Consider the following 26,214-nt stretch of genomic DNA (forward strand, 5'->3'; position numbering starts at 1 on the left):
ATTCCCCCTTCGGTATTTATTGCTCTTGTACGGCGCAGGCCGCCGTAATCCATTCCTTCAGCGTGTCGAGCCCTTCTCCATTGGTAGAAGAAAATGGCAGGAGCCGAACCTGCTCCCGATCCTGAAACAGGTCGTCATACAGCTGAATTTGAGCGGCGCGCTCCCCTTTGTTCAGCTTGTCGCACTTTGTCATGACAACTGCAAAGGGAACTCCGCCCGCACTCAAAAAGTCAATCATATGCAAATCATCCGCCGTAGGCTTGTGGCGCATATCCACAATCTGCACCACCAGACCAATGCGGCGACCGGCGGAAAAATAGCCCTCCACCAAATGCGCCCACCGCAGCTTTTCGGACTGCGAAACCTTTGCGTAGCCGTAACCCGGCAAATCCACCAGTCGGCAGTCTGCCAGCCGGTAAAAATTGATGGTACCGGTCTTGCCGGGCGTGGCACTGACTCTTGCCAGCGCCTTTCGGTTCACCAGCTTATTGATTAAAGAAGATTTACCGACGTTAGAGCGGCCAGAAAAAACGATTTCCGGCAGATCATCGGGAGGAAGCTGATCCACCCGACCGGCGGCAAACTCAAAAGCAGCATTATCAAATCTCAATTTAACACCTCTAACATTGGGGCTGCTCCCGCATCACAGGTGGCTGAGGCTGTGCAACAGGATCTGCACTTTTGGCAGGCTCAGCAGCCTGAGGCACAGCCTTGGCTTGCGGCAACGGGTGGGGCCTCTTGGTCAACGCCAAGCCAAGCACTTCATCAATTTTCTTCACCGGAACAAAATGAACGTTTTCCTTGACTACGTCATCAAACTCCGATACGTCGGAGAAATTATCCTCCGGAATGATAACCGTGCGAATTCCGTTGCGGTAAGCGGCCATAGACTTCTCTTTCAGGCCACCGATCGGCAGTACCCGGCCGCGCAGGGTAATCTCGCCGGTCATTGCCACGTCGTGGCGGATGGGAATTTGAGCAAGCGCGGAGGTAATGGCGGTTGCCATTGCGATACCGGCCGAGGGGCCGTCCTTCGGGATAGCTCCCTCCGGCACATGGATGTGAATATCCGTTTTATTGTAGAACTGCCCGTCGATCCCCAGCTGTGTTGCTTTAGAGCGAATGCAGCTAATCGCAGTCTGGGCGGATTCCTTCATCACATTGCCGAGAGAACCGGTCAGCTGCAGCTTTCCGTTCCCTTCCATCACAGCAACCTCAATGGGCATCGTCTGGCCGCCCACGCTGGTCCAGGCCAGGCCGTTAACAAGGCCGACCTCGTCAAGTTTATTCCGGCTTTCCGGCTTAAATCGGCGGGGCCCAAGCAGGCCTTCCAAATCAGCAGGCTTTACCGTAATTTTCAAATCTTCTTCCGCCACGATCCGCTTCGCGCATTTTCTGCAGATCGCCGCAATGTTGCGTTCCAGATTTCGCACGCCCGCCTCACGGGTGTAGCTATCAATCAGATCACGTACCGCAGCCGGTGTAATCCGCAGGATTTGTGCATTGATTCCGTGCTTTTTCAGCTGCTTGGGAATCAGGTGCTTTGTCGCAATCTGAAATTTTTCTTCGTGCGTGTAGCTCGAAAGAAAAATGACATCCATGCGGTCCAACAGCGGTTCCGGAATGGTATTGGCATCGTTGGCCGTCGTCAAGAACAGCACCTTGCTCAAATCGAACGGCATATCGATATAGTGATCGTAAAACGCGGAATTCTGCTCCGAATCCAGAACCTCGAGCAATGCGGCCGCAGGGTCGCCGCGAAAGCTGTTGCCCAGCTTATCGATTTCATCCAGCAGGATCAGAGGATTATTGACCCCCGACTGCTTGACCGCGTTCATAATTCGCCCCGGCATGGAGCCGATATAGGTGCGCCGGTGACCCATAATATCGGACTCATCATGGATGCCGCCCAAAGAAACACGCACATATTTGCGGCCGATCGCTTTGGCGATGGAACGGGCAATGGAGGTTTTTCCGACACCGGGCGGGCCCACCAGGCAGACGATCTGCCCGTTGATGTCTGGAGCCAGCTTGCGGACAGCCAGCGTTTCGAGAATCCGTTCCTTGACCTTTTTGAGGCCGTAATGATCCCTATCCAAAACGCGCTGCGCCTTCAAAAGATCGATCGTTTCCTTGGAGGATGTACTCCAAGGCAGCTCCATGCAAACGTCCAGATAATTGCGGATAACGCTCGCTTCGTGCGAACCGAACGGCATTTTTCCGAAACGTTCGCATTCCTTCAGTAGCTTTTCCTGTTGTTTTTTCGGCATATCGAGCTTTAAAATCCGCTCGCGCAGCTCTTCGGCTTCCTCCTGGGGGTTGTCGTCCTCCCCCAGCTCGTAATTAATCGCCTTGATCTGCTCCCGCAGAAAATAATCCCGCTGGTTCTGGTTCATCTGCTCCCGGGCCTTTTCAGTGATTTCATTCTCGATTTCCAGTACCTGAACCTCATGCTCGAGAATATCTACCAGCTTTTCCAGCCGGCGAACCGGGTGCAGCTCCTCCAAAATGACCTGCTTCTGCTCAAAATCGAGCATCAGGTTCGACGCAATATAGTCGGCCAGGGGGCCACAGCTCTTGTTTTTTACAACACCAATTACGATGTCGGGCGAAATACGCTTATAATTTTGCAGGTATCTTTCAAACAGACTCTGCGTATAGCGAACCAAAGCCTCCGTTTTATTGCCCACTCGCGCCGGCAGTGTTTGCAGCGGCACGGCCTTCACTGTTAAAAACGGAGATTCGCTGACAACCTCTTCTATCTGCGCACGGCAGATTCCCTCCGCCAAAAGACGAACCCCGTCTTCCGTATGGTGCAGAATCTGCTTAATCTTCGCGATGACACCAATCTGGAATACCTGCTCGGAATCCGGATCATTATCCTCCAGATCCCTTTGAGCCACCAGAAAAATCGTCTGATTTTGCTCCATTGCCTCATGCAGGGCCAAAATCGATTTTTTTCTTCCCGCATCAAATTGCAGAATCATACCGGGAAACAAAACCAGCCCGCGCAATGCCAAAACCGGCAAGGTTTGTAGTTCTGTTTGTCGCTCGATTTTTTTGCTCATATTTCACTCCTATTGTAATTCAGTGGAAGAAAAAAGCTGTTGCTAACAAGGATAGATTCCTGTTCCTTGTCAACAACAGCTATGCTGTGAATTAAGACGCGGTATCCTTGCGTCCGCGTTTTTGGGGATTTGAAATTTTAATTTTCACCGGCTTGCGGTTTTCATTATAAACCAACTCCGGCGCAGCACCCTTTGTAACGGTTTCGGGTGTAATCATCACTTTCTCCACCGTGTATTCCGACGGAACGTCATACATCAGCGTGGTGAGAATTTCTTCCATAATAGAGCGCAGGCCACGCGCGCCGGTTTGGCGCTCGATGGTTTTTTTGGCAATCTCACGCAACGCATCCGGCTGAAAATCCAACTCGACCTTATCGAGCTGGAACAGGTGCTTATACTGCTTCACCAGCGAGTTTTTCGGCTCAGTCAGGATTCGCACCAGCGCTTCTTCATCCAGTCCGTTCAGAGCGGTGATTACCGGCAAGCGTCCTACCAACTCGGGGATCAGGCCGTATTTCACCAGATCGTGAGGGATCACTTCAGACATCCACGCGGTAGTATCCAGTTCTTTTTTGCTCTGGATCTGTGCGCCGAAGCCCATAGAAGAAGAGGCTGTCCTCTTTTCGATGATCTTATCCAGCCCATCAAAAGCGCCTCCACAGATAAACAAGATATTGGACGTATCAATTTGCAGGAATTCCTGCTGCGGATGCTTCCGACCGCCCTGCGGCGGTACGTTGCAGACAGAGCCTTCCAGAATTTTCAGCAAAGCCTGCTGAACACCTTCGCCGCTGACATCGCGGGTGATGGAAGGATTTTCTGATTTTCTGGCAATCTTATCGATTTCATCGATATAGATAATACCATTCTCTGCGCGTTCAATATCAAAATCAGCAGCCTGAATCAGGCGGAGCAGAATGTTTTCCACATCCTCACCCACATAACCGGCCTCAGTCAGCGTTGTGGCGTCGGCAATCGCAAATGGTACATCGAGGAGCTTGGCAAGCGTCTGCGCCAGCAGGGTTTTTCCCACACCGGTGGGACCCAGCAGAAGAACGTTGCTCTTGCTGATCTCGACATCTTCACCGCCATAATAAACACGTTTATAATGGTTGTAAACCGCGACGGAAAGAGCAATTTTTGCCTTCTCCTGCCCGATCACATATTCATCCAGCTTCTTTTTAATCTCCTGCGGTTTGAGCAGGATTGTGCCGGTATCGCCCGTATAGGTCTTTTTTCGGTTAGATAAGTGTGACTCATCCTCCAGGATGGAATTGCAAAGCTGCACGCACTCATCACAAATATAAACACCCGGACCGGCGATCAGGCGGCGAGCCTGACTTTGCGGCTTACCGCAAAAGGAGCAGCACAACTCTCTTTCCTTGGTTTCGTCGTTATTCGGCATTCTATTATCACCTGCTTCACATAGAAGTTATCTCTTGGCAATCACTTTATCTACCAGGCCGTAAGCTACCGCCTGCTCTGCGGTCATAAAGTTATCACGCTCCGTGTCCTTCATGATCACCTCAATAGGCTGCCCGGTTTTCTCTGCCAAAATCTCGTTGAGCTTCTTTTTCGTGGCGATGATGTGATCCGCATGGATCATAATATCTGTCGCCTGACCCTGCGCACCGCCGCTGGGCTGATGAATCATGATTTCGCTGTTGGGCAGTGCAAAGCGTTTTCCCTTTGCACCGGCAGTCAGCAGAAACGCGCCCATGGAAGCAGCCATGCCGATGCAGATGGTGGAAACATCGCACTTAATATACTGCATAGTGTCATAAATTGCAAGGCCGGCCGTTACAGAGCCGCCCGGGCTGTTGATATAAAGGCTGATATCCTTCGACGGATCCTGACCTTCCAAATACAGAAGCTGTGCAACCACCAGACTTGCCGTCACGTTGTTGACCTCTTCATTCAACATCACAATTCTATCATTTAACAATCGGGAAAAAATGTCGTACGAACGCTCACCGCGATTTGTTTGTTCAATAACATATGGGACTAAACTCATCTTAACCACCTTTCTTCCATGCGGGTTTTCTTTGTGTTTCCGCCGCCGATTCGCACGGTAATCGGCGGCGGAATAGCCATTTGTATTGTCAAAGCTCCGATAAAGGGGCTTTGTAATTAATCTTTCTTCTCCGTGATCTTTGCGTTGTCACGAACGATGCCTACTGCCTTTTCTACTGCCAGGTCCTGAGCCAGGTCAGCCTCGGGGATAAAGCCCTTCACCTTGTCAACTTCCATGCTGTAGGTTTTGGCAAGCTTCTCGAATTCAGCCTCAATTTCTTCCGCCGTAGGCTTAATTTCTTCCAGCTCGGCAATCTTTTCCAGAGCCAGGCGAACTTTAACCTGCTTCTCGGCCTGGGGCTTAAAGTGGTCGCGGATTGTGTTCTGATCCATACCGGTATATTTCAGGTAGGTGTTGAAGTCCAGACCCTGAGACTGCAGGCGATACGCAAAGTCGCGCAGATCGTCGTTGATCTTATTCTGGTACAGAGCCTCCGGAATTTCACCCTCCAGCTTCTCAACCAACTGGTCGATCAACTGAGCCTCAACTTCGTCCTGTGCTGCCTTCTCACGGGATTCCAGCAGATTCTTGCGAATGTCCTCTTTATAAGAGTCGAGCGTATCGAACTCGCTGACATCCTTCGCAAAATCATCGTCAACGGCCGGCAGCTCTTTCTGCTTGATTTCATGCAGCTTAATCTTGAATACAGCCTCTTTATTCTGGAGGGTGGAAGCCTGATAATCCTCCGGGAAAGTTACGGTGATATCGAACTCTTCGCCGGTGGAGTGGCCAACAACCTGCTCCTCAAAGCCCGGGATAAACTGGCCGGAGCCGAGATCCAGCGTGTGGTTTTCCGCCTTGCCGCCCTCAAACGCAACGCCGTCTACAAAGCCTTCAAAGTCGATCACAACCGCGTCACCGGTCTGGGCAGGGCGGTCTTCCACGGTAATCATTCTGGAATTGCGGTCCTGAACCTTCTTGATTTCGCTGTCAACGTCCTCATCGGTTACCTCAACCGCAGTTTTGGTTGCTTCCAGGCTCTTGTAGTCGCTGATGCTCACCTGGGGCCAGGTGGTAACAATCGCCTTAAACACCAGTCCGTCTTTGCCGATGCTGACTACGTCAAAATCGATCTTTTCATCTACCAGTCTGAGCTGGGCAGCTTTTACAGCCTCATCTAAAGCAGCAGGATAAACAGCGTTTACAGCGTCCTCGTAGAAAAACTGCTCTCCATAATATTTTTCGATAAAGGCACGCGGAGCCTTTCCCTTGCGGAAACCCGGGATTGTGATTTTTTTGCCCTGTTTATGAAAAGCCTGGCTAACCGCTTTTTCAAAAGCATCCGCGTCAACCTCAACCTCAAGTTGATAACGGTTAGTTTCTACCTGATTGGACGATTTTAAACTCATTTTGTTTTCCTCCTGCTAATTGCATATTATCTTATTTATTATAGCATACCGGGGGCAAATATTCCATATTTTCACGGAAATGTTCATAATTTATTTAACAGACCAAAAGCGGCATAAAACCGAGATAATCACAGGAAATAAGGTGTAGCTCAATCCCCTGGTATTCCCCTGTTACGGCCCTGCGGGACGCCTGTGTGCCGTGAATATGCCCAAAATAACATTTCCGGATTCCCCGGCTTAAAAGAACCTCTAAAATCTCTTTGCAGACCATCCCATCGTACACGGGGGGATAATGCAGAAACACAACAGGGTTGAGCCCACGTGCTGCCGCATGATCGATGGAGGCGTTCAGCCGGCCCACCTCGCGGTTAACGATTTTCAAATCCTCATCGCTGGCTGCATTATACAGCCAGCCGCGCGTACCGCAGACTCCAAGCTCCCCAACGGGATAGGAATCATTGTGTACAATCTGCAGCGAATCAAAGCCCTTTGCGGCAAGATACGCGTCAATTTTGCTTCTGGTGCTCCACCAGTAGTCATGATTGCCCTTGAGCAGCAGCTTTTTGCCCGGCAGAGAATGCAGAAATGCAAAATCCCGTTCAGTTTCTTCCAGTTTCATCGCCCAGGAGATGTCTCCGGCAATCACCACTGTATCCTCCGGCCGTACGGTACTGCGCCAGTTTTTCTCCAGCCTTTCCACGTAATTGTGCCAGCCCTCAAAAACATCCATAGGCTTATTGGCACCAAGAGAAAGGTGCAGATCGGCAATCGCATACAACGCCATGTGCTACCTCATTTCTATTATTCAGGCTTTGGACGCTTCGAGCCCCGCCATGCGTAATACCACCTGAGGCATTTGTGCAATCTGGCAGCAATTGTGGAAACGAACTGTCTTTTCCTGAAGCAGAGCGATCGGCGCGGGCGCCGTGGTACCGGTAAGAGAAGAAAGCTGCTCGACCTTAGCAAAATCACCGGTCTCCTGCTTCTGGTCAGGCGCAACAGCCTCGAGCACGCTGTCTGCAAACTTATACGGACTGGCAGTGGAAACAATCACGGCGGGAGTTTCCTTGTCGCCGGTCACTTTCACATACTGCTTATATACATCTTCGGCCACCGCCGTGTGAGGGTCACACAGATAGTTCTGATTCTGAAACACTTCGTGGATTGTTTTCTTTGTCTGATCGTCATCACAGAAGCCCGGGAAGAACAAATCCTTCAAGGTTGCGGTCAGCTCTGCTCCAACCTCATACCGGCCTGTGGTGTTCAGTTCCTTCATCCAACCGGAAACCAATTCAGAATTGCCGCCGGTCAAATCAAACAGCAGGCGTTCCAAGTTGCTGGACACCAGAATATCCATGGAAGGGGAAATCGTTGTATAGAAATTTCGATTACGGTCATAGACTCCGGTGCTTAAAAATTCAGTCAGCACATTATTGGAGTTTGACGCGCAAATCAGCTTTCCAATCGGCAGGCCCATTTTTTTTGCATAATAGGCAGCCAGAATATTGCCAAAGTTGCCGGTTGGTACCACAACATTAAGGGGCTGTCCCAGTTCAAGCATTCCCTGCTCGGCCGCATCGCAATAAGCAGAGAAATAATAGACGATCTGAGGCAGCAGGCGACCCCAGTTGATGGAGTTCGCGCTGGAAAACAACATACCGTTTTCATCCAGCTCTTTGCGGATTTCCGGATTCGTGAAAATATGCTTTACACCAGTCTGGGCATCGTCGAAATTGCCTTCGATAGCACAGACAGCAACGTTTTCGCCTTCCTGCGTATTCATTTGGCGCTGCTGCATTGCGCTGACGCCCTTATCCGGATAAAACACCAGAATTTTTGTATCGGGAACATCGCGGAAGCCTTCCAACGCCGCCTTGCCCGTATCACCGGAGGTAGCTACCAGAATTACGGCTGTTTTATCGCAATTTGTCTTTTTTAGTGATCTGGTCAACAGGTGGGGCAGAAGCTGCAAAGCCATATCTTTAAACGCGCAGGTCGGACCGTGCCACAGCTCCAGAAAAGCTTCCTTGCTTTCCGCAATGAGGTGAAGCGGTGCCGCGCCGCCGGGAAATTTTTGTTCGGAATAGGCAGCGCCCACACTTTCACGGATTTCATCCGCAGAAAACTCCGGTAAAAAATCAGTTAAAATGCGAGCGGCTCGCTCGGTGTAGCTGCTCTTGCTCAGCACTTTCAAATCGTCCGCGGTATAAGTCGGAAGGCTTTCCGGAACAAACAGTCCCCCATCCGCCGAAATTCCTTGTACAATCGCCTGAGCGGCGGAAAGTGATTCTGCTTTGTTCCTGGTGCATTTATACTGCAAGGTGAATTCCCCCTTTTTGTTCGTTCCTTGCCTTATTTTATAATAAATTGTTCGTCGTGTCAAAATATTCTGAGAATTTGGAAAGTGCAAAAAGTGTGGTAAACCGTTTCAGAAAAAAGCCTCTCCTTTCCATACAAAATTCGAGAGATCAAAGAGGATTTTCTCATATTTTCATGCAAAGCTTCCCTCTGCGTCAAAGGCATTTTCGAAAAATTCGGCAGAAAGCGCCTGCCCGGCTTCATCCGTTCGCACCACGGCAACATCAAAGCGAGGCTGGAGCTCGGAACAACCTTTGGACAAATATTGTGTAGCCGTCAGAATCAGCTTTCGCCGCTTTGACGCGGTTACAGCCTCCTGCGGGCTGCCAAGGCAACGGTTTCCTCGGGTTTTAACCTCTACAAAGACCAGGTAAGAGCCATCCTGCGCAATAATATCGATCTCGCCGAAGCGGGAGCGATAGTTGCGGCATAGAATCCGGCAGCCGCGTTCCTGCAAAAGCTGCACGACATAGGTTTCGCCTGTTTTTCCGGAGCGATTATCCAATGAAATCCTCTCCCAGAATTTTTTTCAGAAAGCTTCTGCGGTGAATGGGACAAGGGCCGTATTTCAGCAGCAGCTCTCTATGAAGTACAGTTCCATACCCCTTGTGCTTTTGAAACTGATATTCCGGGTACAGCTTGTCAAGCTCAAGCATCAGACGGTCACGGCTGACTTTGGCCAGAATTGAAGCCGCGGCAATACTCGCACTCTGTGCGTCGCCCTTAATGATTAGCATGGCGGGTACCGGCAGATGCGGATCGCGGTTGCCGTCCACCAAAGCACAGTCCGGCGGAACTGATAAGCCGGAAAAAGCACGGTTCATCGCAAGAAAGGTTGCCTGCAAAATATTGATGCTATCGATCTCCTGCTCCGTAGCAAATGCGACCGAATAAGAAACAGCCTGTTGTGTGATCTGATCAAAGAGAAGCTCTCTCTTTTTTTCACTGAGCTTTTTGGAATCGTTCAGCCCCTCAATTTCGCAGTGCTGCGGCAAAATGACAGCAGCGGCAAACACCGGGCCGGCCAAAGGCCCCCGGCCCGCTTCATCGATGCCACAAACTACCGAAAAGCCTTGCTGGCGTGCCTGAAGCTCCCAGGCATACCAATCGATCATTTCTGCACCTGCTCCAACGTAACGCGGCCAAGCTTAGCACCCCGAAACTCATCCAGTACAGTAATTGCGGCACGCTCAATATCCACTTCGCCGCCGGGAATCAACATTCCACGCTTTTGGCCAATGAGTGCAAGCACCTCATAGCCCTTCATTCCGGTGAAATCCTCGTTCTGAAGCTTATACCGTTCTTTTAGTGGTGCCGGATACGACACGCACAAAACCTCCAGTAACCGGGCTGCCAGATGTTCGGTATCCAGCACGTCGTCCTTCACCGCGCCGGTAAATGCCAAGCGCTCCCCTACAAGGCGATCTTCAAACTTGGGCCAGAGAACACCGGGAGTATCCAGAAGTTCAAAGCCGCCGCCCAGTGTAAACCACTGGTTGCTGCGGGTAACACCGGGCCTGTCCTCCACATTGGCTTTTCCTCCGTGGGAAAGCTTATTGATAAACGAGGATTTGCCCACGTTGGGTACTCCCACTACCATCACGCGGATGGGGCGTCCCACCATCCCCTTTGCCTGCCACGCCGCGATGCGTTCGGCCAGAACGCCGCGCACCAGCGGGAAGAAGGCTTTCAGGTTTTTGCCGGAACGGCTGTCCAGCGCAACAGCTGAAATCCCCTGAGACTGGTAGAAGCGGATCCAGCGCTCGGTCTGCGCCGGATCCGCCAAATCGGATTTATTCATTAAAATGACCCGCGGCTTATTCTGGATCAGGCTGTCCAACACAGGGTTTCTGCTGCTGACCGGAATGCGGGCATCAATCATCTCCGCCGCAATATCCACCAGCTTCAGGCTTTTTTCAATTTGACGCTTTGTCCGGGTCATATGCCCCGGATACCAATGAACCGATTGTGGCTCGCTCATGATCCAATCCTTCCAAACCGGGAAATCGGGAACAGAATCATTTCCGCTTTCCCTAAAATATATCGTTCATCTACCATACCGACCGCCTCAAAGCGGCTGTCTTCCGAAACCTCGCGATTATCGCCGAGAACAAAAATGTGTCCGGCAGGAACAGTCTGCGGAAACTGCAGCAGCGCTTCCGACGTCATGGGTTCATGCGTGATTCCGTTCTCAATATAAGCGGATTCATCAAGCTCTTTTCCGTCCACAGAAACCGTGCCGGTCAAATAATCAATATTCACCGTTTGGCCCGGAAGGGCAATCACTCGCTTGACAATTGGCTTTGTCAGTCCGATGGTACGTTTTAAAACCACCACATCATTCTGCTTCGGCTGATAAAAATAGCTGGAAACCACAATTCTGTCTCCGCTGTAAAGATTCGGCAGCATAGAGGTACCGTCCACCGTTACCACACGGAACAAAAACGTAAATAAAATCACCACGGCAACCAGCGCCATGACCAGAGAATCCACCCATTCAAAGCAGCTTACGGTAAACGCGCTGGGCTGAGGAGACGGGTCATTCGAGTTCGGATCATTCTGCTGCAGCTCTGATCCCGATTCAATTTGCACCATAGTGTTTTTCTCTTCCTCTTGCAACGGACGAGCGCCTCCTTTTCGCGAATAGCAAAAAAGGGACAATCAATGTCCCTTTTCAACCGTTGAAGGCTGTGCGGAACCTCCCCCACAGCCTTTTGCAATCCAAATATAATGGGAGTGGTTCGCTCAATTAGCGAAGCTGCTCCTTAACCTTGGCAGCCTTACCAACTCTGTCACGCAGGTAGTACAGCTTCGCACGGCGTACACGGCCCTTGCGCACAATGGTAACATCCTTTACGTTGGGGGAATGGATCGGGAAAACTCTCTCCACGCCTACGCCGTAGGATACGCGTCTGACAGTAAAGGTTTCAGTAATGCCGCTGCCTTTGCGGGCAATTACAGTACCCTCGAACAGCTGAATTCTCTCTCTGTCACCTTCACGGATATTTACGCTGACCTTAACGGTATCGCCGATTCCAAACTTCGGCAGCTCAGTCTTTGCAGACTCCTGAGCAATCAATTTTAAAGCATCCATTCTTTTTCCTCCTAAAATTCCAGACATTCATGCAATGCAGAGGACTGTCCGCTTCAATGTCACGGGAAAACCCGGGCATTGAACCCCGCCGGAAAGGCCAACGGTATCCAAATGCCCATATATCATACCATAACCCGGTAAAAACCGCAAGATTTTTTTCTAATTTTCTGAATTACGGATGATCGTGATTCTACTCAAAGAAAACGGAATCTATCGTTTTCCGTTTTCTTCTCCGTTTTCGAATTATTTATGGTATTTTCCATTGCTGTTAATCTGAAAGGCGCGGTAAATCTGCTCGCACAGCATCACACGGGCCAGCTGATGGGGAAACGTCATCGGTGACATAGAGAGCCGCAGTGCGCTTTTCTCTTTCACCTGATCGGAAAGCCCAAACGAACTGCCGATTACAAAGGTAAACGCACTGGCACCGCCTACGGCCCGGCGCTCCAGTTCCGCCGCCAGCTGAGGTGAAGAAAGAAGCTTTCCCTCAATGCACAGGGATAGTACAGTTCCCTGTGCAAGGGAAAGCAGATGTTCTCCTTCTTTTCGCAAGGCAGCCTGAATCTGTGCCTCCGACGGAGCATCTGGCAGGCGTTCCTCCGTAATTTCGGTAATAGAAAAGCGGCAGAACGCGCCCAGGCGCTTGGCATATTCCTCACAGGCCGACTGCAGATATTTTTCCTTCAGCTTGCCCACGCACAGTACCTGAATTGTTACCATAACATCTCCTGATCAAAAAGGCTCCAAAGCTCATAGCTAAAACAACAGAACCTTCCCTGTGTGATTTTCTCTCGACGCCACAGTCAGTTCAAAATCGACCTGCTGCTGCATTCCGGCCATTTTCAGTGCGCAGAGAGAGGTTTGATACGCAATATCCGGCGTGTTGTTCTCCGCACTCAGGTGGGCCAATACAAAACGGGTAGTTCCCGTTTCAGCCAGATGCGGCAGCATGCAGGAACAGACCTCGTTGGATAAGTGCCCTACATCAGACAAAATGCGGCGCTTTAAATAATAAGGATAAGGGCCGTTTTCCAGCATTCCGACATCGTGGTTCGATTCCAGCACCACCAGGTTGCTGGTTTCCAGTTCACGGCGAACCTGGTCGGATATGTACCCCAAATCTGTTGCAAGGGTAAACGTTCTGTCATCGCCCGTATGAACCCGGTACCCAAAGCCCTCGGCACAATCGTGCGAAATCGGAAACGGACGAATCATCATTTCGGCGCATTCCGTCCCGCGCTCCTCCGCTACACAGCAGGTCATTTTCGCGGTAACCTCCCCTGCATCCTCCAGGGCCTGCAAGGTTCCGGCTGATGCGTAAACCGGAATACGGTTCTTTTCAGAAAACACACGCAAGCCTTTCACGTGATCCGAATGCTCGTGCGTAATAAAAATTCCCTTGACGGCCTCCACGGGAATATTGCAGCTTTCCAGCATCTTTGTGATCTGCCGCGCACTTCGTCCAACATCAATCAGGATTCCCGCATCACGGCTGCCAATATAAAAACTGTTTCCGCTGCTGCCACTGAACAGCGGACAAAACCTTGCCATAGCATGCTCCTTCACTGACAAAAACGGTTCAGGCCGGCCATTACTACCGGGACCTGAACCTTCGTGTTTTTTAATTCGTTTTAAACCGCCTGTGCCACCGAAGGATCCGGAATATGAACTCGTTTAATATCCGCGCCCAAAGCCAAAAGCTTTTCCTCTACATTCTCATAGCCGCGTTCAATGTGCTGAATGTCCTCCACCTGGCTGACACCGTGTGCGCACAAAGCCGCAATCAGCATCGCAGCGCCCGCGCGAAGATCGGTGGCCCTCACCGGAGCAGCGTTCAGGTGGTCCACACCCTCAACCACCGCCAGTTTTCCGTCAACGGAAATCTGGGCGCCCATTCGTTTGAGCTCTTCCACATAGCGGAAGCGATTGTCCCATACACTTTCATTAATAATGCTTGTTCCATGGGCGATGGAAAGTACAACCGCAATCTGCGGCTGCATATCGGTGGGAAAACCCGGGTGGGGCATTGTTTTAATGTTGCAGCGGTTCAGGGGCTGGTCGCGCCTGATGCGAATGGAATCATCGTATTCCTCAACGCAAACACCCATTTCTTCCAGTTTGGCAGAAATGGATTCCAGATGCTTCGGAATCACGTTTTTGATCAGAACGTCACCACCGGTAGCGGCGGCTGCAGCCATATACGTTCCAGCCTCAATTTGATCCGGAATAATGGAATAGGTTGTCCCCTTGAGATGCTCAACACCATAGATTTTGATTACATCGGTACCTGCACCGCGGACATCCGCCCCCATCGAGTTCAAAAAGTTTGCTAGATCGACAATATGAGGCTCCTTGGCTGCGTTTTCAATAATCGTCGTACCCTTGGCCCGTACGGCCGCCAACATTATATTGACCGTCGCACCGACCGAAACTACGTCCATGTAAATATTGTTGCCAACAAGCTCCTTTGCGGTAACGTCTACCATGCCGCCTTCCAGTGTATAGGTTGCACCGAGTGCCGCAAAGCCCTTTAAATGCTGGTCGATCGGGCGTACGCCAAAATCGCAGCCGCCGGGCATGCTGACTACCGCGTGGCGGAACCGGCCAAGCAGAGCGCCCAGCAAGTAATACGAGCCGCGAATGTGCCTGGCCAGCTCATACGAAGCCACACAGGTATGAATCGGCCTTGGATCGATCTCAATGGTAGAGGAATTAATCTTTCTGATCTTCGCCCCCATATCGTACAAAATACGGGTAATTGCTGTAACATCAGTTATATTAGGAATGTTTTCAATTCTGCAAATATCATCCGCCATAATAGCAGCCGGAATAATGGCAATAGCAGCGTTCTTAGCGCCACTGACGATCACTTCACCGGTCAGCCGATTGCCACCGGTAATCACATATTTGTCCAATGCGGCACGCTCCAATCATTATAATAACAGGTAGTATTGTCATGAAATTCAAAAGATAATAAGAATATTATAAAAACAAAAAATTGTCGGTAAAATTCAATTGAAATATCGTTTCTAAAACAAGAGAAAACCATAACATTTTGTCAAAAAAAGAAGCTCAAGAAGTTTCTTTCAACGCTATTTTGTACTTCTAAGATGATAATACACCAAGGAAAAAAAGTCAATAAAATCCCTAAATTTATCGCTTTAGAGCAAAGAAATAAAAAAAGCATTTCGTTTTTATGCGAAATGCTTTTTTTGCTACTCATCAGCGGCTCACATACAGCAAAGGATTTATTTTTTGGCCGTTTTTAATCACCTCAAAATGCAGATGTGCGCCGGTAGAATCTCCCGTGCTGCCGATCATCGCAATAGGCTGACCCTTTGAAACCCTTTGCCCGGAGGAAACCAGAATCTTGCTGGTGTGACCGTACAGAGTGGAGATCCCGTTGCCGTGATTAATTTGCAAGTGATACCCATACCCGCTGGAGCTGTATTTTACATATGTGACCACGCCGCCGTCTGCCGCTACAATTGTCTTACCATAGGAGTTGCCGCCGGAAATATCAATACCGGTGTGCATTCTTCCCCATCGATAAGCAAAGTAGCTGGTAATATTGCGGATGGAAGGCACAGGCCACATCAGAGACCCACTGCTCTCACCCGCCCCACTGTACTGCGGGCGCTTCTTCGTACCGGTTACGATTTTTTTATCCACCGCCTCGGTTACAACACGCTTGCTGAGCGTTGTACGTGAGGTTTCAATTCCGTTAACATAGGTGACCTCTTCGGTAATTTCCTGAACACCGTCCTGGCCCTGCGTTACGATTTTGGAATAATCGGTATACTGGCTGTCATCCTTCTCCGTAACCGTTTTATAAGGCAAAGAGGTTGTCCGTATTTCTTTTTTGACCACCTTCACGTGCAACAGAGTCTGCGGAGTCTGCACATTAAGCTGCATGCCAATTTTTAAATGATCACCAAGCTGATTGTTATTCAGGCGATTGAGTTCCGATAACGTAAGATTGTACTGCCGTGCAATAGAGGTAGCGGTATCTCCATCCTTTACCGTGTATAGCGCCAGAGCCTGCTCAGAGCCTGTCAGTTTTTGAGCCATGCTCTCCGCATTGACAATACTGGCGGTTGGGAACAAGCCGTTGATGGTTTCCACATCCTCGGCAAAAGAAGCCTTGGCCGATTGATCGCCGGATTTAGCGGTATTGAGAATGTTTTGAAGAAGATACGTCATATCCGCGCTGCTTTTCACCGCACCAATTAATTCACCGTCAACATAGAGCCCGCTGCCCTCTTCAATGATTCCATTAGATTGCTGAATCAGGCGGTCACACAGTGTGCTGGCTGCATAAAATCTGCCGCTGTCCATCGCGGTGAGGATAAACGTCGGCGTAATTTTTAAATTGGCAGCAGTCACAGTGCTGTACACCATGCGCTGATTCACCATTTCTGTCGCCTTTTCAAACACAGATTCGTCTTTGATGGTCGCAAGCTGTTTTCCGTCATAGCTCAGCACCAGACCGTAATCCTGATGGTTCCAATAGCTGATGGTGCCCAGCAGCAAAAATACCGAAAAAACCGGTGCCGCAATGTTTAGCACCGACATAACGAATTTTTTGCGGATTACAAAATGAAGACCTACGTGCTGCAACCGCCCGACCGCGCCCTGCAGCGTCAATCCTTTGGAAAGCTCTTTTAAATGCTCCCCATCTTTACGAAAATTATCCAGAAACAGGCGGATTTCTCTTTTCAGCCTGATCAGCTGCTTGCCAATGGTTTTCGCATAAATCAGCCCGGCCAGCTCAACGGCGGGAGTAATAAAACGGACAAAACGTCTGCGCAGTCTTTTTAAAATCCGGACAGACTGAATCCCGGTGATATATATCATACGGCAGCCTGCGGCGACGTAACCCTGTATCGAAATTCGATGAAGGGATAATTGTTGCATTGCGTCAGTCCCTTCCTTTCGCGCAAGGAAATTGGTTACAAGTTTGTAATGAACTCTTATATGATAATATAAAAATTAAAAATATGCAACCTTTTGGAAGGATTTTACAATTTGGTAAATTATTATAGACGATACAGGCGAAAGCCAAGAGCTTCAAACCGGATAACTCAGCTTTTGCTCGCTCCAACCCGCAATCACCGGCAGAAAAGCGGCGGCTTCCCCTTTGGCTTCTTCCAGATCGTGTTCCAGATAGTTGCCGCACTCGATGGAGGTACAGCCGGGAACTTCGCCGGAAAAATCTGCAATTCTTGCAAAAACATCCTGAATCAGGGCAATAGCATCGGAGTGCTTCAAATTCCTGACAAGAAAGTAAAATCCGGTGCGGCAGCCCATCGGCCCAAAGTAGATAATCTGATCACGGAACGTTGAGTTGCGGGCCATTGTCGCGAACAGGTGCTCGATGGTGTGCATGGCCGGGTTCGATAAAAACGGCGGCACATTCGGCTTTCTCATGCGTATATCGTATGTGGTAATATCTCCATCCACACGGGAAAGATAAATTCCCGGAGTCAAAATATCGTGATTGATCTGAAAGCTTGCAATTTTATCCATATTAAATCCCTCGTATCAGTAGAATTCAGTTTTAGGGCTTGTCCTTTTGCAAAAAGAATTAAATTATTTTTCTATTCTACCGTTTTCCCGCATTCTTTGCAAGTATCCCTTTTACCGCAGCCGATAATACGGCTTTTCTTCGCCAAAAAACCAATAGCGAATCCAGTCGTCCAACACAATCCCAACGCTGGACAACAGAAACCAGATCACGCTGGATTGCAGGCTGATCTGCCCCAGCAGCTGAAAGCGCAGCTTGGAATAATCCCACACCTGCCACCCCAGCCATAGATTGACGATACAGCCGGTCAGGAATTCCAGTGCGGTGATCATCAGGGCCGAAATCAGCATTTGAAGCAGCAGCGGCATGTCCCAGGAAACTACTTCATTGATCAATCCACACAAAACAAAGCACAGCCCGCCGAGCAAAAACATGCTCCAATGTGAATACCCTCTCCACAACACCTCAAGCCAAAAATAGATCAGTCCGCCGACCAGAAAAAGTAATATGCCTTTCCCGAACGCTTTCATCAGAATCCCCCCTGCCCAGATATATTCCGCGCCGCGCGGCAATATGAAAACGTGGCAAAGGAATATTCAAGGGAGAAATTGGAAAGTCTACCTGATAGATGAACTTTTTAGGAGGCGATGAAATGTTTCAGTCAGAGAATCAGGAAATGAACAGCTACTTTGCTTCTCTTCCCCGCTTTATTCAGGAATCCATCAATCAGTCCAGCCTAGAGATTCACACAATCGAAGAGCTGAAAGCAATTGCCTGCAATCTGCAGACGAAAGAAAAGCCGCAGAATTTCTGATGTACATGAAAACGGGCAATCCTTTTTCCCGCTATCGATATGGGAAAACGGAACCAAAAATTTCTTTTAACTCTTAAAGTAAAACTGCCGTCTTTTTTCCGAGAGGGAAAACCGCAAAGTGAAATGATGAAACAGAAGCGCCCGGCAAACTGTGTTTGCCGGGCGCTTCTGTTTCGAGCATCTATTTACAGAATTTTTGAAAGAAAATCCTGAAGTCTTGCGTGCTTTGGCGCGGCGAAAAACTCCTGAGGAGGAGCTTCCTCCAGTACCTGGCCCTGATCCATAAACAAAATCCGGGTGCCAACCTCTCTGGCAAAGCCCATCTCGTGGGTAACCACAATCATCGTCATCCCCTCTTCAGCCAGCTGCTTCATCACCTGAAGAACTTCGCCAACCATTTCGGGGTCCAGCGCGGAGGTAGGCTCATCAAACAGCATTACCTTCGGCTCCATCGCCAGCGAACGTACAATGGCGATGCGCTGCTTCTGCCCACCCGAAAGCTGGGCAGGATACGCTTGTGCCTTATCAGCCAGGCCGACTCTTTCCAGAAGCTGCATGGCGGACTGCTCCGCCTCTTCCTGTGTTTTCAGCTTCAGAGAAGTCGGGGCAAGCGTGATATTCTCTAAAATGGTCAAATGCGGAAACAGATTGAAGTGCTGAAACACCATCCCCATCTTTTGGCGCAGAAGGTTAATGTTGCATTTGGGACTGGTGATTTCCTCATCCTCAAACCAGATTTCACCGGAGGTCGGCTGCTCTAAAAGGTTCAGGCAGCGCAGAAAGGTGCTTTTTCCTGAGCCGGACGGCCCGACAATGACCACCTTTTCTCCCTTTTCAATCGTTTGGCTGATTCCCTTGAGAACGAAAAGATCTCCACGGGAAGTATGAAATGTCTTTTCCAGATTTTTAACGGATATCACTTGCACTGAGCCTCCTTTCCAGCAGGGTAAGGCATCTGGTCAGAATCATGACGATCAACAAATAAACTGCGGCAACCGTTAAAAGCGGCGTATACGCATCGTAGGTAATGCTGCGAATCACATCGCCGCCCTTGGTCAGATCCTGCACACCGATATAACCGGCAACAGAGGTCTCCTTGAGCAGAGAAATAAATTCATTAAAGATGGCCGGAGCCACATTTTTCAGCGCCTGCGGGAACACGATTTTGATCATCGTCGTCTTTTGATTAAGCCCAAGAGAGCGGCCCGCCTCGATTTGTCCCTTGTCCACAGACTGAATTCCGCTGCGGATAACCTCGGCCACATACGCACCGGAATTAATGCCGAACGCGATGACGGCCGCAACCATTTTATCGGCAGACTGGTAAATCACGTAATACGTGATCAAAAGCTGAACTACAACAGGTGTTCCGCGGATCACCGTCAGATAGATACTGCAAATCGTATTCAAAAAGCGAAATTTCTTTTTATCATTATTATGAGAAACGCGGATTAGGGCAACCAACGTGCCCAGTACAATACCAATGATCACCGCAAACAGGGTGATCAGCAACGTGTTTCCCAAGCCAGAAACCAAATATTTATACCGGCTTTTCTCTATAAAGGCATCATAGAAATGCTGCCCCAGATTCATGTACATATCTTGAAAGAAACGCCCAATATCAAAACCGGACAAATATTGCGGGTTGAAAATCAGATTCCCCATAGCAACCTCCTTAAATAGGACTGAAAAGGCAAAGGAGGGCAGCGGGGAATCCCGCTACCCAGCCCGAAAATGACAGAAATTCTGTATTATTCCTGTGCCAGATATTTATCACAGATTTTCTGCAAATCTCCGCTGTCCTTCAACTCTTTCAGAGTCTGGTTGATCAGTTCGGTCAGCTCGGTATTACCCTTTTTCACAGCAATGGCATACTGCTCATTAGTCAGCATATCATCGAGCTTTGCAATTTTGTCGCTGTTCTTCTCAACGAATTTCTCAGCCGGGAAATTATCGATAACAACCGCATCAATTCTGCCGGCAATCAGATCGGAAACAGCATCCATCCCCTTGTTGTAACGCTCAACAGAGCCTACCTTGATTTTGCTGGTGCCGTCTTCGTTGGTGCAATATTTATCACCTGTGGTACCAGTCTGAACGCCAACCTTCTTGCCGTCCAGATCTTGGGGCTGCTTAATTTCTCCGCCCTTTTTCACGATGATCGCCTGGCCCGCGTCAAAATAGCTGTCGGAAAAATCAACGTTCTTTCTTCTCTCGTCATCAGCCGTCATACCAGCCGCAACAAAATCCGCCTTACCGGAGGTGATTTCCGGAATCAGGGAATCGAAAGCAACATCGTTTACTTTCAGTTGAACGCCAAGCTTCTCGGCGATTTTCTTAGAAATTTCAATATCAATGCCCACTACATCATCGCCATCTTTGTATTCAAATGGCTCAAATTCCGCATTGGTAGACATAGTGATAAATCCGTTTTTCTTGATGGTATCCAGAGTGCTGGTGCTGGCACCGGCGTTGCTGGAATCAGACGCCGCCCCACTGGAGGCTCCACCGCCATTGCAGGCGGACATGGACAACATGGCTGCGGCTGCAAGACAAACCGCTAAAAACTTAACTGATTTTTTCATGGTTCCATCCCTCTTCTATTCAATCTCATTTTTCTCACAGAACTAAAATATGAATGTATTATATCGCATAATTATACATAAATCAAGGATTAAATCTTATAAAATTCAAATTTGGCAGGTTCGTTGTTTTCAAAAGTAAATGCTTTTCAATTTTTATGCAATTGATACATCCAGCTCATGCAACAACAGAACAAAATCTTCTGGCACGGGTGCCTGCAAAAAGAGCGCTTCCCCTGTTACCGGGTGTATGAGGCTGGCCGAAATGCAGTGCAGAGCCTGGCGGCCGATTTTATCCCGATGCCCTCCATACAAGTCATCCCCCGCGAGTGGATGAAAAACACTCGATAAATGAACCCGAATCTGATGTGTTCGGCCGGTTTCCAGACGGATTTTCAGAAAAGTAAGGTCGTTTTTCGAGCATATGCTCTGCCAATGTGTTACAGCTGCTTCTCCGTCAGGTGAGACAGTCCTCTGAATTTTGCTGCCGGGCGCAAGCGAGATTGGCGAACTGATTGTTCCGCAGCCGAATAAAGCTCCTTCGCAAACTGCAATGTATTCTTTTTGTATATTATGGGACAAAGCCGCCGCAATATAGGAATTTTTTGCAACAATCACAATGCCAGATGTATTTTTATCCAGCCGATATACAGGACGGAACCGGCATGTTTCCTCTGCCGTGCGCCAGTGAAACGCCACAGCATTAGAAAGCGTACCGGAATCTGACCCCGGTACAGGATACATCGCCATTCCCGCGGGTTTATTCACGGCCAGCAGATCTGCATCCTCATATAAAATCGAAATTGGAATTTCTGATGGAACAGGAGATTCCTCATCCTGCGGCAGATTGAGGCAAATGCTGTCCCCCGCATGCAGAAGGGTAACGGCTGTTGCATGCGCTCCATTAATACAAAGGCCACCATGCACGCGCTTAAGCTTTACAAGTAGGCGGGCCGAAACCCGGCAGTACCCGCGCAGAAAACCTTTCAACCGACAGCCTTCATATTCTGCGGGAACCGTAAAAGTCAGTGTGCGCAAGGTGCGCCTCTCCCCTTTCTCACAAAAAAGCGGCAGCCGAAGCCGCCGCTTTCTAAAAATCAGCGAATAACCTGATTTATTGATCTACTTCAACCGTCCATCCAAAGGAATCCGGCAGCTTGCCCCACTGAATACCGGTCATGGTATCGTACAGGCGCTGGGACAACGAGCCGATTTTGCCGTCGTTAAACTCCATAACCGTATCACCCCATTTGAGATGACCAATCGGAGAAATAACCGCCGCCGTACCGGTACCAAACGCTTCTTTCAGCTTGCCCTCTTTGGCTGCGTCGGCAACCTCCTGAATCGACAGGCGGCGCTCCGTCACGTTAACGCCCCAGGATTTCAGAATCTCAATGGTAGACATACGGGTAACACCAGACAAAATAGAGCCCTGCAAAGCAGGAGTGACCACTTCGTCACCGATCTGGAAAAACACATTCATTGTGCCGACTTCTTCAATGTATTTGCGCTCAACGCCATCCAGCCACAATACCTGCGTATAGTGCTGTTTTTCCGCCTCGTCCTGCGCTTTCAGAGACGCCGCGTAGTTGCCCGCCGTCTTGGCAAAGCCCATACCGCCCTTTACCGCGCGGACATAACCGTCTTCCACATAAATTTTCACAGGATTCAAGCCCTCGGGATAATAAGCGCCAACAGGCGAGCAGATGATAATGAACATCAGGTGATGCGCCGGGTGTACACCCACAACCGGGTCTACACCGATAATAAACGGACGAATATACAACGATGTACCGGGGGCAGAGGGAACCCAGTCACGATCTACGGATACCAGCTTCTTAATTGCTTCCACCGCAAACTCCTCGTCAATCTGCGGAATGCAAAGGCGTTCATTTGATACATTCAGACGTGCCATATTTCTGTCTGGACGGAACAGCAGAATCCGGTTATCGTCCGTACGGTAGGCCTTAAGGCCCTCGAAAACAGATTGTCCATAATGCAGGCACATGGCGGACGGCTCCATATTCAGGGGAGCATACGGTACAATTCGGGGATCATGCCAGCCCTCTCCGCTGGTGTAATCCATAATAAACATATGATCCGTAAAAATACGGCCGAATCCCAAATTTGTCCCATCCGCAGGCTTCTCCTTAGGGTGCTGCGTGTGTTCAACTCTGATTTGCATAGTTAGCCCTCCCTGATTTTTTATCGCTTTAACTCATTGTAGCACCAATCATTTTTAAATTCAAGACACCTGATAATCGTAACAGAACAGAAAAATACACAAAAAATCAAGTATGACTGCGCAGGCCCTTTGGATACCGGTTTTTCATTTTACCGGAAGAACACTTGCCGAACCCAGTAATTACGCCGTCAACAGCGACACCGGCGTAGCCTTTCAGGGCGGAATCAACCTCCAATTCTTCCCCGTGCAGATACGCGTGGATTTCGGGCGAGCGCGACGATAAATGGACGGTCTGCCGCAGCTGCCGCGGCAAAGCCGACAGGAACAGCGCATGCGCCGGTTCGATGCGGCCCTTCTGGATTTCACCGAGCATCACACCGGCACGGATTACCCCTAGGCCGGAGAGGCGCGGAACAAACTCCGGCACAATCAGAATCGCACTGCCGCTTTGAATCAGCGAACCCGGAAGCGGCTCGTTAAAAATCTGGCTGTACAATGCCTTCGCGTCCGATTCCGCAGAAAATTTGGCAAATGGATACTCTGCCACACGGCAGATAGCGGTAGATGTTTTTCTCATTTTCGCTACAAAATGGCCGTCCCCGCCGTCCATCGGGAAAACACGCCGCGCCTGAGGCATCCCGATTCCGGGGCGGCCAAACGTAACACCGGAATCCTCCAGGACAAAATCCGGATGCCGCTGCAAAAACGCATAGACAGTTTCTTCATTCTCTTCCGGCGAAAAGGTACAGGTAGAATAAACGAGAATTCCGTTCTCGCGCAAAGCGGTCGCGGCGCTGTCCAGAATCAGGCCCTGGCGTACAGCACACGTTCTCACATGCTCCTCGCTCCAGTCCTGCACCGCCTGTGCGTCGCGGCGGAACATGCCTTCTCCGGAGCAGGGCGCATCTACCAGCACACGATCAAAAAAGCCGGAAAGCGTTTCGCACAGCGTTTCGGGATGGCAGGAAGAAACCACCGCGTTTGAAACGCCCATGCGTTCCAGATTAGAAAGCAGCGCGATTGCACGGGATCGAACCACCTCATTAGACCACAAAAGTCCCTTTCCTGCAAGCAAAGCCGCAATCTGAGTGGATTTTCCTCCCGGCGCGGCACACAGATCAAGTATTTTTTCCCCCGGCTGCGGATTCAGCACGGTCACTGCCGAGGCCGCGGAGGGCTCCTGTGAATAGAACGCTCCCGCATGGTGCAGCGGGATACGGCCAGGCTTGTCCGCATCTTCGGGAATTCGATAGGAATACGGGGAAAACGGGCTGGATTCCATTGGAAAATCGAGCGCGTTTTTTAGCGTTGCTTCATCACATTTGAGTGGATTCAGTCGAATCCCGCGCACTGAAGGCTGCCCCATGCACTCTAAAAAATCGGAATATTCACTGCAAAGCAGCGTTTTCATGCGGCACAGAAATGCCAAAGGATATTCGTTCATAAGCATGTCAGCTCCAAAGATTCTTTGTATATTTTAAAAGGAACGGAAAACAATATATCGCGAAGGGGGTGAAATACTTGGATAAGCAATATGAGAAGAGCACAAATAAAACCCAGAATTCCACCAGCAACTGCAAGTCCCAGAGCGGTAGTAATAAAACCGGCAACTCTACTCAGAATAGCACTCAGAACAACAATCAGACCAGCAATTCTACTCAGCAGAAGAAGGATTCTTCCTCCTACAACAACTCTCATAAGAGCGACAGCTACAGCAATGTAGAAAACAGCAATAACTACCGCTAAACGGCAGTAAACATTTCAGAGCAGACGGTTTTGACGAATGGCAAAACCGCCTGCTCTTCCTTTTTGGGGCTTTATTGGAAAGGATTACTGATCTTCAGCTTTTTTGCTCCTGTTCAATAAATCCTTCAGATTTTTATCTTCCTTTTTAATCTCACGGAAGCCCTGCCCGGTGATCTGTCCTGCTTCGCCGATAATGATGAAGGCTCTGTTGTCCGTAGAACGGATCACATCTGTAACCTTGCTGACCTCATACCGCCGTACAGCACACAACAGCACCTCGCCGCTGCGGTTGCTGTATACGCCTCTGGATTTCAGAGCTGTAACACCCCGATCGATCTCCGAAAGAATCTTAGTCGCAATTTCATCATTCTTTTCAGAAATAATAAACAGCATTTTTCCGGTACCGGCATCCGCGCCGTACAGGATGGTATCGATCAGCCGTGTGGAAACAAAAACGGTGATAAAGGCGTACAGAGCGCTTTCCAGGCTGCGGTATACAAAGCCAGAGAGCAGAATTACCATCGCATCCACGCCCATCATTAGCTGACCCATGGAAAGGCTGCGAAGCCGTTGCTCCAGCAAACGGGCAATCAGGTCTGTGCCGCCGGTCGTCGCACCTCGCAGCAAAACCAGAGAAAGACCGATTCCCTCCAGTACGCCGCCGAAGATTGCAGCCAGCATATGGTCTCCCTCATACACTGGCAGAATGGAAGAAAACGCATCAATAGTAATGGAACACAGCAGGGTAGCTAAAATGGTCTTTCCGACAATGCGGTAGCCCAGCTCCCAAATAGCCCAAAGGAATACCGGAAGGTTGATGACAAACAGCATGGTTCCGATCGGTGTACCCCACAGGTAATTGAGTACTGTTGCAAGGCCGGTAATTCCGCCGGGCGCGATGTGGTTCGGTGCGGTAAAGCAGTTGACCGAAACCGAAAACATCACACTGCCAGCTAAAAAATACAGAACATCCAAAAAAACAATCCGATTGCGCGTTTTCAAAACTCCCATACGAAAGCACCTTCATTCTTCGCAGATCAAGGCAAAAAATTGACGCAGACGCGCCAGCTCCCCTTTCAAATACAAATATCCAAATAAGGTTTCCAGCGCCGTTGCCGCATGGTAATCGGCAGAGCTGGAGTTTTTCGGTATATGAGATACCTTTGCGTTTCGTCCGCGGCGGTAAACGGCCTCCTCCTCTTCGGTAAACAAGGGAATCAGCTTCAAAGCCGCCTGTGCCTGCGCACCGCAGCACACCTGGGCCACGGCACTTTTATGCAGCGTATTGACCGGGCAGTTTGCCTGGCAAACCAGACGCTCCCGCACAAACAGCTCGAAAACCCCGTCGCCGACAAAGGCCAGAGGCAAAGGACTGAGTTGACGCGGATCGCAGTCTGTTTCTAAAAAGCGTTCCAAA

At 49.7% G+C, this 26,214-nt stretch carries 28 protein-coding genes; 2 read left to right on the forward strand and 26 right to left on the reverse strand.

What is annotated here, in order from left to right; all coding sequences use genetic code 11:
- Nucleotides 1–16 precede the first annotated feature (16 nt).
- The 18 genes from yihA to QOS46_RS04420 all read right to left on the reverse strand — a co-directional run bounded on the left by yihA (nt 17) and on the right by QOS46_RS04420 (nt 18,000).
- A complete protein-coding gene (gene yihA / locus QOS46_RS04335) occupies nt 17–610 on the reverse strand; it encodes a ribosome biogenesis GTP-binding protein YihA/YsxC (RefSeq protein WP_283607520.1) in 594 nt (197 codons plus the stop codon).
- Nucleotides 611–620: 10 nt separating this feature from the next.
- Entirely contained in the window at nt 621–3,068 is a 2,448-nt protein-coding gene (lon, locus tag QOS46_RS04340; protein ID WP_283607522.1) for an endopeptidase La, read from the reverse strand.
- A 91-nt stretch (nt 3,069–3,159) separates the two neighbouring features.
- Entirely contained in the window at nt 3,160–4,473 is a 1,314-nt protein-coding gene (gene clpX, locus QOS46_RS04345; protein ID WP_283607524.1) for an ATP-dependent Clp protease ATP-binding subunit ClpX, read from the reverse strand.
- Between the two features lie 27 nt (nt 4,474–4,500).
- Nucleotides 4,501–5,082 (reverse strand): ATP-dependent Clp endopeptidase proteolytic subunit ClpP, encoded by a 582-nt coding sequence (clpP, locus tag QOS46_RS04350; RefSeq protein WP_283607526.1) that lies wholly within the window; start codon nt 5,080–5,082, stop codon nt 4,501–4,503.
- A 116-nt stretch (nt 5,083–5,198) separates the two neighbouring features.
- On the reverse strand, nt 5,199–6,491 hold the full coding sequence (gene tig, locus QOS46_RS04355; protein WP_283607528.1) for a trigger factor: 1,293 nt from the start codon (nt 6,489–6,491) through the stop codon (nt 5,199–5,201).
- Nucleotides 6,492–6,585: 94 nt separating this feature from the next.
- Nucleotides 6,586–7,275, reverse strand: a complete 690-nt coding sequence (locus tag QOS46_RS04360; protein WP_283607530.1) for a metallophosphoesterase — start codon at nt 7,273–7,275, stop codon at nt 6,586–6,588.
- 21 nt (nt 7,276–7,296) lie between these two features.
- Nucleotides 7,297–8,811, reverse strand: coding sequence for a threonine synthase (thrC, locus tag QOS46_RS04365; RefSeq protein WP_283607531.1), 1,515 nt, complete (start codon nt 8,809–8,811; stop codon nt 7,297–7,299).
- 171 nt (nt 8,812–8,982) lie between these two features.
- Nucleotides 8,983–9,354, reverse strand: coding sequence for a YraN family protein (locus QOS46_RS04370; protein ID WP_283607532.1), 372 nt, complete (start codon nt 9,352–9,354; stop codon nt 8,983–8,985).
- Nucleotides 9,347–9,964 carry a ribonuclease HII gene (locus tag QOS46_RS04375; protein WP_283607533.1) on the reverse strand — a complete coding sequence of 206 codons (618 nt, stop codon included), beginning with the start codon at nt 9,962–9,964 and terminating at the stop codon, nt 9,347–9,349. The genes QOS46_RS04370 and QOS46_RS04375 overlap by 8 nt, the downstream gene beginning before the upstream one ends.
- Complete coding sequence (gene ylqF, locus QOS46_RS04380; RefSeq protein WP_283607534.1) at nt 9,961–10,830, reverse strand: ribosome biogenesis GTPase YlqF; 870 nt, start codon at nt 10,828–10,830, stop codon at nt 9,961–9,963. Before ylqF ends, QOS46_RS04375 begins: the two co-directional genes overlap by 4 nt.
- Nucleotides 10,827–11,468 (reverse strand): signal peptidase I, encoded by a 642-nt coding sequence (lepB, locus tag QOS46_RS04385; protein ID WP_283607535.1) that lies wholly within the window; start codon nt 11,466–11,468, stop codon nt 10,827–10,829. The genes ylqF and lepB overlap by 4 nt, the downstream gene beginning before the upstream one ends.
- 130 nt (nt 11,469–11,598) lie before the next feature.
- A complete protein-coding gene (gene rplS / locus QOS46_RS04390) occupies nt 11,599–11,943 on the reverse strand; it encodes a 50S ribosomal protein L19 (RefSeq protein WP_283607537.1) in 345 nt (114 codons plus the stop codon).
- 243 nt (nt 11,944–12,186) lie between these two features.
- A complete protein-coding gene (gene rlmH / locus QOS46_RS04395; RefSeq protein WP_283607538.1) occupies nt 12,187–12,663 on the reverse strand; it encodes a 23S rRNA (pseudouridine(1915)-N(3))-methyltransferase RlmH in 477 nt (158 codons plus the stop codon).
- 36 nt (nt 12,664–12,699) lie between these two features.
- The gene (locus tag QOS46_RS04400) at nt 12,700–13,494 is read right to left on the reverse strand and encodes an MBL fold metallo-hydrolase (RefSeq protein WP_283607540.1); all 795 of its coding nucleotides are present in this window, start codon (nt 13,492–13,494) and stop codon (nt 12,700–12,702) included.
- An 80-nt stretch (nt 13,495–13,574) separates the two neighbouring features.
- Nucleotides 13,575–14,858 carry a UDP-N-acetylglucosamine 1-carboxyvinyltransferase gene (locus tag QOS46_RS04405; RefSeq protein WP_283607541.1) on the reverse strand — a complete coding sequence of 428 codons (1,284 nt, stop codon included), beginning with the start codon at nt 14,856–14,858 and terminating at the stop codon, nt 13,575–13,577.
- A gap of 307 nt (nt 14,859–15,165) precedes the next feature.
- The gene (locus QOS46_RS04410; protein ID WP_283607542.1) at nt 15,166–16,800 is read right to left on the reverse strand and encodes a LysM peptidoglycan-binding domain-containing M23 family metallopeptidase; all 1,635 of its coding nucleotides are present in this window, start codon (nt 16,798–16,800) and stop codon (nt 15,166–15,168) included.
- Nucleotides 16,801–17,013: 213 nt separating this feature from the next.
- On the reverse strand, nt 17,014–17,472 hold the full coding sequence (locus QOS46_RS04415; protein WP_283607543.1) for an S-ribosylhomocysteine lyase: 459 nt from the start codon (nt 17,470–17,472) through the stop codon (nt 17,014–17,016).
- A gap of 111 nt (nt 17,473–17,583) precedes the next feature.
- Nucleotides 17,584–18,000, reverse strand: a complete 417-nt coding sequence (locus QOS46_RS04420; protein ID WP_283607544.1) for a putative ABC transporter permease — start codon at nt 17,998–18,000, stop codon at nt 17,584–17,586.
- Nucleotides 18,001–18,122: 122 nt separating this feature from the next.
- On the opposite strand from QOS46_RS04420, the gene QOS46_RS04425 reads away from it, so the two are divergent.
- Nucleotides 18,123–18,284, forward strand: a complete 162-nt coding sequence (locus QOS46_RS04425; protein WP_283607546.1) for a hypothetical protein — start codon at nt 18,123–18,125, stop codon at nt 18,282–18,284.
- A gap of 185 nt (nt 18,285–18,469) precedes the next feature.
- Here the strand turns inward: QOS46_RS04425 and QOS46_RS04430 are convergent, their stop codons facing one another.
- The 6 genes from QOS46_RS04430 to QOS46_RS04455 all read right to left on the reverse strand — a co-directional run bounded on the left by QOS46_RS04430 (nt 18,470) and on the right by QOS46_RS04455 (nt 24,495).
- The gene (locus QOS46_RS04430; RefSeq protein ID WP_283607548.1) at nt 18,470–19,204 is read right to left on the reverse strand and encodes an amino acid ABC transporter ATP-binding protein; all 735 of its coding nucleotides are present in this window, start codon (nt 19,202–19,204) and stop codon (nt 18,470–18,472) included.
- Nucleotides 19,191–19,949, reverse strand: a complete 759-nt coding sequence (locus QOS46_RS04435) for an amino acid ABC transporter permease (protein ID WP_283607550.1) — start codon at nt 19,947–19,949, stop codon at nt 19,191–19,193. Before QOS46_RS04435 ends, QOS46_RS04430 begins: the two co-directional genes overlap by 14 nt.
- 86 nt (nt 19,950–20,035) lie before the next feature.
- Complete coding sequence (locus QOS46_RS04440) at nt 20,036–20,869, reverse strand: transporter substrate-binding domain-containing protein (RefSeq protein WP_283607552.1); 834 nt, start codon at nt 20,867–20,869, stop codon at nt 20,036–20,038.
- Nucleotides 20,870–21,022: 153 nt separating this feature from the next.
- On the reverse strand, nt 21,023–21,904 hold the full coding sequence (locus QOS46_RS04445; protein ID WP_283607554.1) for an RluA family pseudouridine synthase: 882 nt from the start codon (nt 21,902–21,904) through the stop codon (nt 21,023–21,025).
- A gap of 76 nt (nt 21,905–21,980) precedes the next feature.
- Nucleotides 21,981–23,051, reverse strand: coding sequence for a branched-chain amino acid aminotransferase (locus QOS46_RS04450; RefSeq protein WP_283607556.1), 1,071 nt, complete (start codon nt 23,049–23,051; stop codon nt 21,981–21,983).
- A 106-nt stretch (nt 23,052–23,157) separates the two neighbouring features.
- On the reverse strand, nt 23,158–24,495 hold the full coding sequence (locus QOS46_RS04455; protein ID WP_283607557.1) for an RsmB/NOP family class I SAM-dependent RNA methyltransferase: 1,338 nt from the start codon (nt 24,493–24,495) through the stop codon (nt 23,158–23,160).
- Between the two features lie 68 nt (nt 24,496–24,563).
- On the opposite strand from QOS46_RS04455, the gene QOS46_RS04460 reads away from it, so the two are divergent.
- Nucleotides 24,564–24,797: a hypothetical protein gene (locus QOS46_RS04460; protein WP_283607559.1), complete on the forward strand. Its 234-nt coding sequence runs from the start codon at nt 24,564–24,566 to the stop codon at nt 24,795–24,797.
- A gap of 84 nt (nt 24,798–24,881) precedes the next feature.
- Here the strand turns inward: QOS46_RS04460 and QOS46_RS04465 are convergent, their stop codons facing one another.
- Together QOS46_RS04465 and QOS46_RS04470 are read right to left on the reverse strand one after the other, a co-directional pair.
- The gene (locus QOS46_RS04465) at nt 24,882–25,808 is read right to left on the reverse strand and encodes a YitT family protein (RefSeq protein ID WP_283607561.1); all 927 of its coding nucleotides are present in this window, start codon (nt 25,806–25,808) and stop codon (nt 24,882–24,884) included.
- 12 nt (nt 25,809–25,820) lie between these two features.
- Nucleotides 25,821–26,213, reverse strand: a complete 393-nt coding sequence (locus QOS46_RS04470) for a Mini-ribonuclease 3 (RefSeq protein WP_283607563.1) — start codon at nt 26,211–26,213, stop codon at nt 25,821–25,823.
- Between the last annotated feature and the right edge of the window lies 1 nt (nt 26,214).

This window comes from Faecalispora anaeroviscerum (genome assembly GCF_947568225.1).
Classification (GTDB): domain Bacteria; phylum Bacillota; class Clostridia; order Oscillospirales; family Acutalibacteraceae; genus Faecalispora; species Faecalispora anaeroviscerum.

Excerpts from the sequence above, each read along its gene's own strand:
- lon (WP_283607522.1), bottom strand. The coding sequence starts at position 3,068 with ATGAGCAAAAAAATCGAGCGACAAACAGAACTACAAACCTTGCCGGTT.
- clpX (WP_283607524.1), bottom strand. The coding sequence starts at position 4,473 with ATGCCGAATAACGACGAAACCAAGGAAAGAGAGTTGTGCTGCTCCTTT.
- clpP (WP_283607526.1), bottom strand. The coding sequence starts at position 5,082 with ATGAGTTTAGTCCCATATGTTATTGAACAAACAAATCGCGGTGAGCGT.
- tig (WP_283607528.1), bottom strand. The coding sequence starts at position 6,491 with ATGAGTTTAAAATCGTCCAATCAGGTAGAAACTAACCGTTATCAACTT.
- QOS46_RS04360 (WP_283607530.1), bottom strand. The coding sequence starts at position 7,275 with ATGGCGTTGTATGCGATTGCCGATCTGCACCTTTCTCTTGGTGCCAAT.
- QOS46_RS04375 (WP_283607533.1), bottom strand. The coding sequence starts at position 9,964 with ATGATCGATTGGTATGCCTGGGAGCTTCAGGCACGCCAGCAAGGCTTT.
- ylqF (WP_283607534.1), bottom strand. The coding sequence starts at position 10,830 with ATGAGCGAGCCACAATCGGTTCATTGGTATCCGGGGCATATGACCCGG.
- rplS (WP_283607537.1), bottom strand. The coding sequence starts at position 11,943 with ATGGATGCTTTAAAATTGATTGCTCAGGAGTCTGCAAAGACTGAGCTG.
- rlmH (WP_283607538.1), bottom strand. The coding sequence starts at position 12,663 with ATGGTAACAATTCAGGTACTGTGCGTGGGCAAGCTGAAGGAAAAATAT.
- QOS46_RS04400 (WP_283607540.1), bottom strand. The coding sequence starts at position 13,494 with ATGGCAAGGTTTTGTCCGCTGTTCAGTGGCAGCAGCGGAAACAGTTTT.
- QOS46_RS04410 (WP_283607542.1), bottom strand. The coding sequence starts at position 16,800 with ATGATATATATCACCGGGATTCAGTCTGTCCGGATTTTAAAAAGACTG.
- QOS46_RS04415 (WP_283607543.1), bottom strand. The coding sequence starts at position 17,472 with ATGGATAAAATTGCAAGCTTTCAGATCAATCACGATATTTTGACTCCG.
- QOS46_RS04420 (WP_283607544.1), bottom strand. The coding sequence starts at position 18,000 with ATGAAAGCGTTCGGGAAAGGCATATTACTTTTTCTGGTCGGCGGACTG.
- QOS46_RS04425 (WP_283607546.1), top strand. The coding sequence starts at position 18,123 with ATGTTTCAGTCAGAGAATCAGGAAATGAACAGCTACTTTGCTTCTCTT.
- QOS46_RS04435 (WP_283607550.1), bottom strand. The coding sequence starts at position 19,949 with ATGGGGAATCTGATTTTCAACCCGCAATATTTGTCCGGTTTTGATATT.
- QOS46_RS04440 (WP_283607552.1), bottom strand. The coding sequence starts at position 20,869 with ATGAAAAAATCAGTTAAGTTTTTAGCGGTTTGTCTTGCAGCCGCAGCC.
- QOS46_RS04450 (WP_283607556.1), bottom strand. The coding sequence starts at position 23,051 with ATGCAAATCAGAGTTGAACACACGCAGCACCCTAAGGAGAAGCCTGCG.
- QOS46_RS04455 (WP_283607557.1), bottom strand. The coding sequence starts at position 24,495 with ATGAACGAATATCCTTTGGCATTTCTGTGCCGCATGAAAACGCTGCTT.
- QOS46_RS04465 (WP_283607561.1), bottom strand. The coding sequence starts at position 25,808 with ATGGGAGTTTTGAAAACGCGCAATCGGATTGTTTTTTTGGATGTTCTG.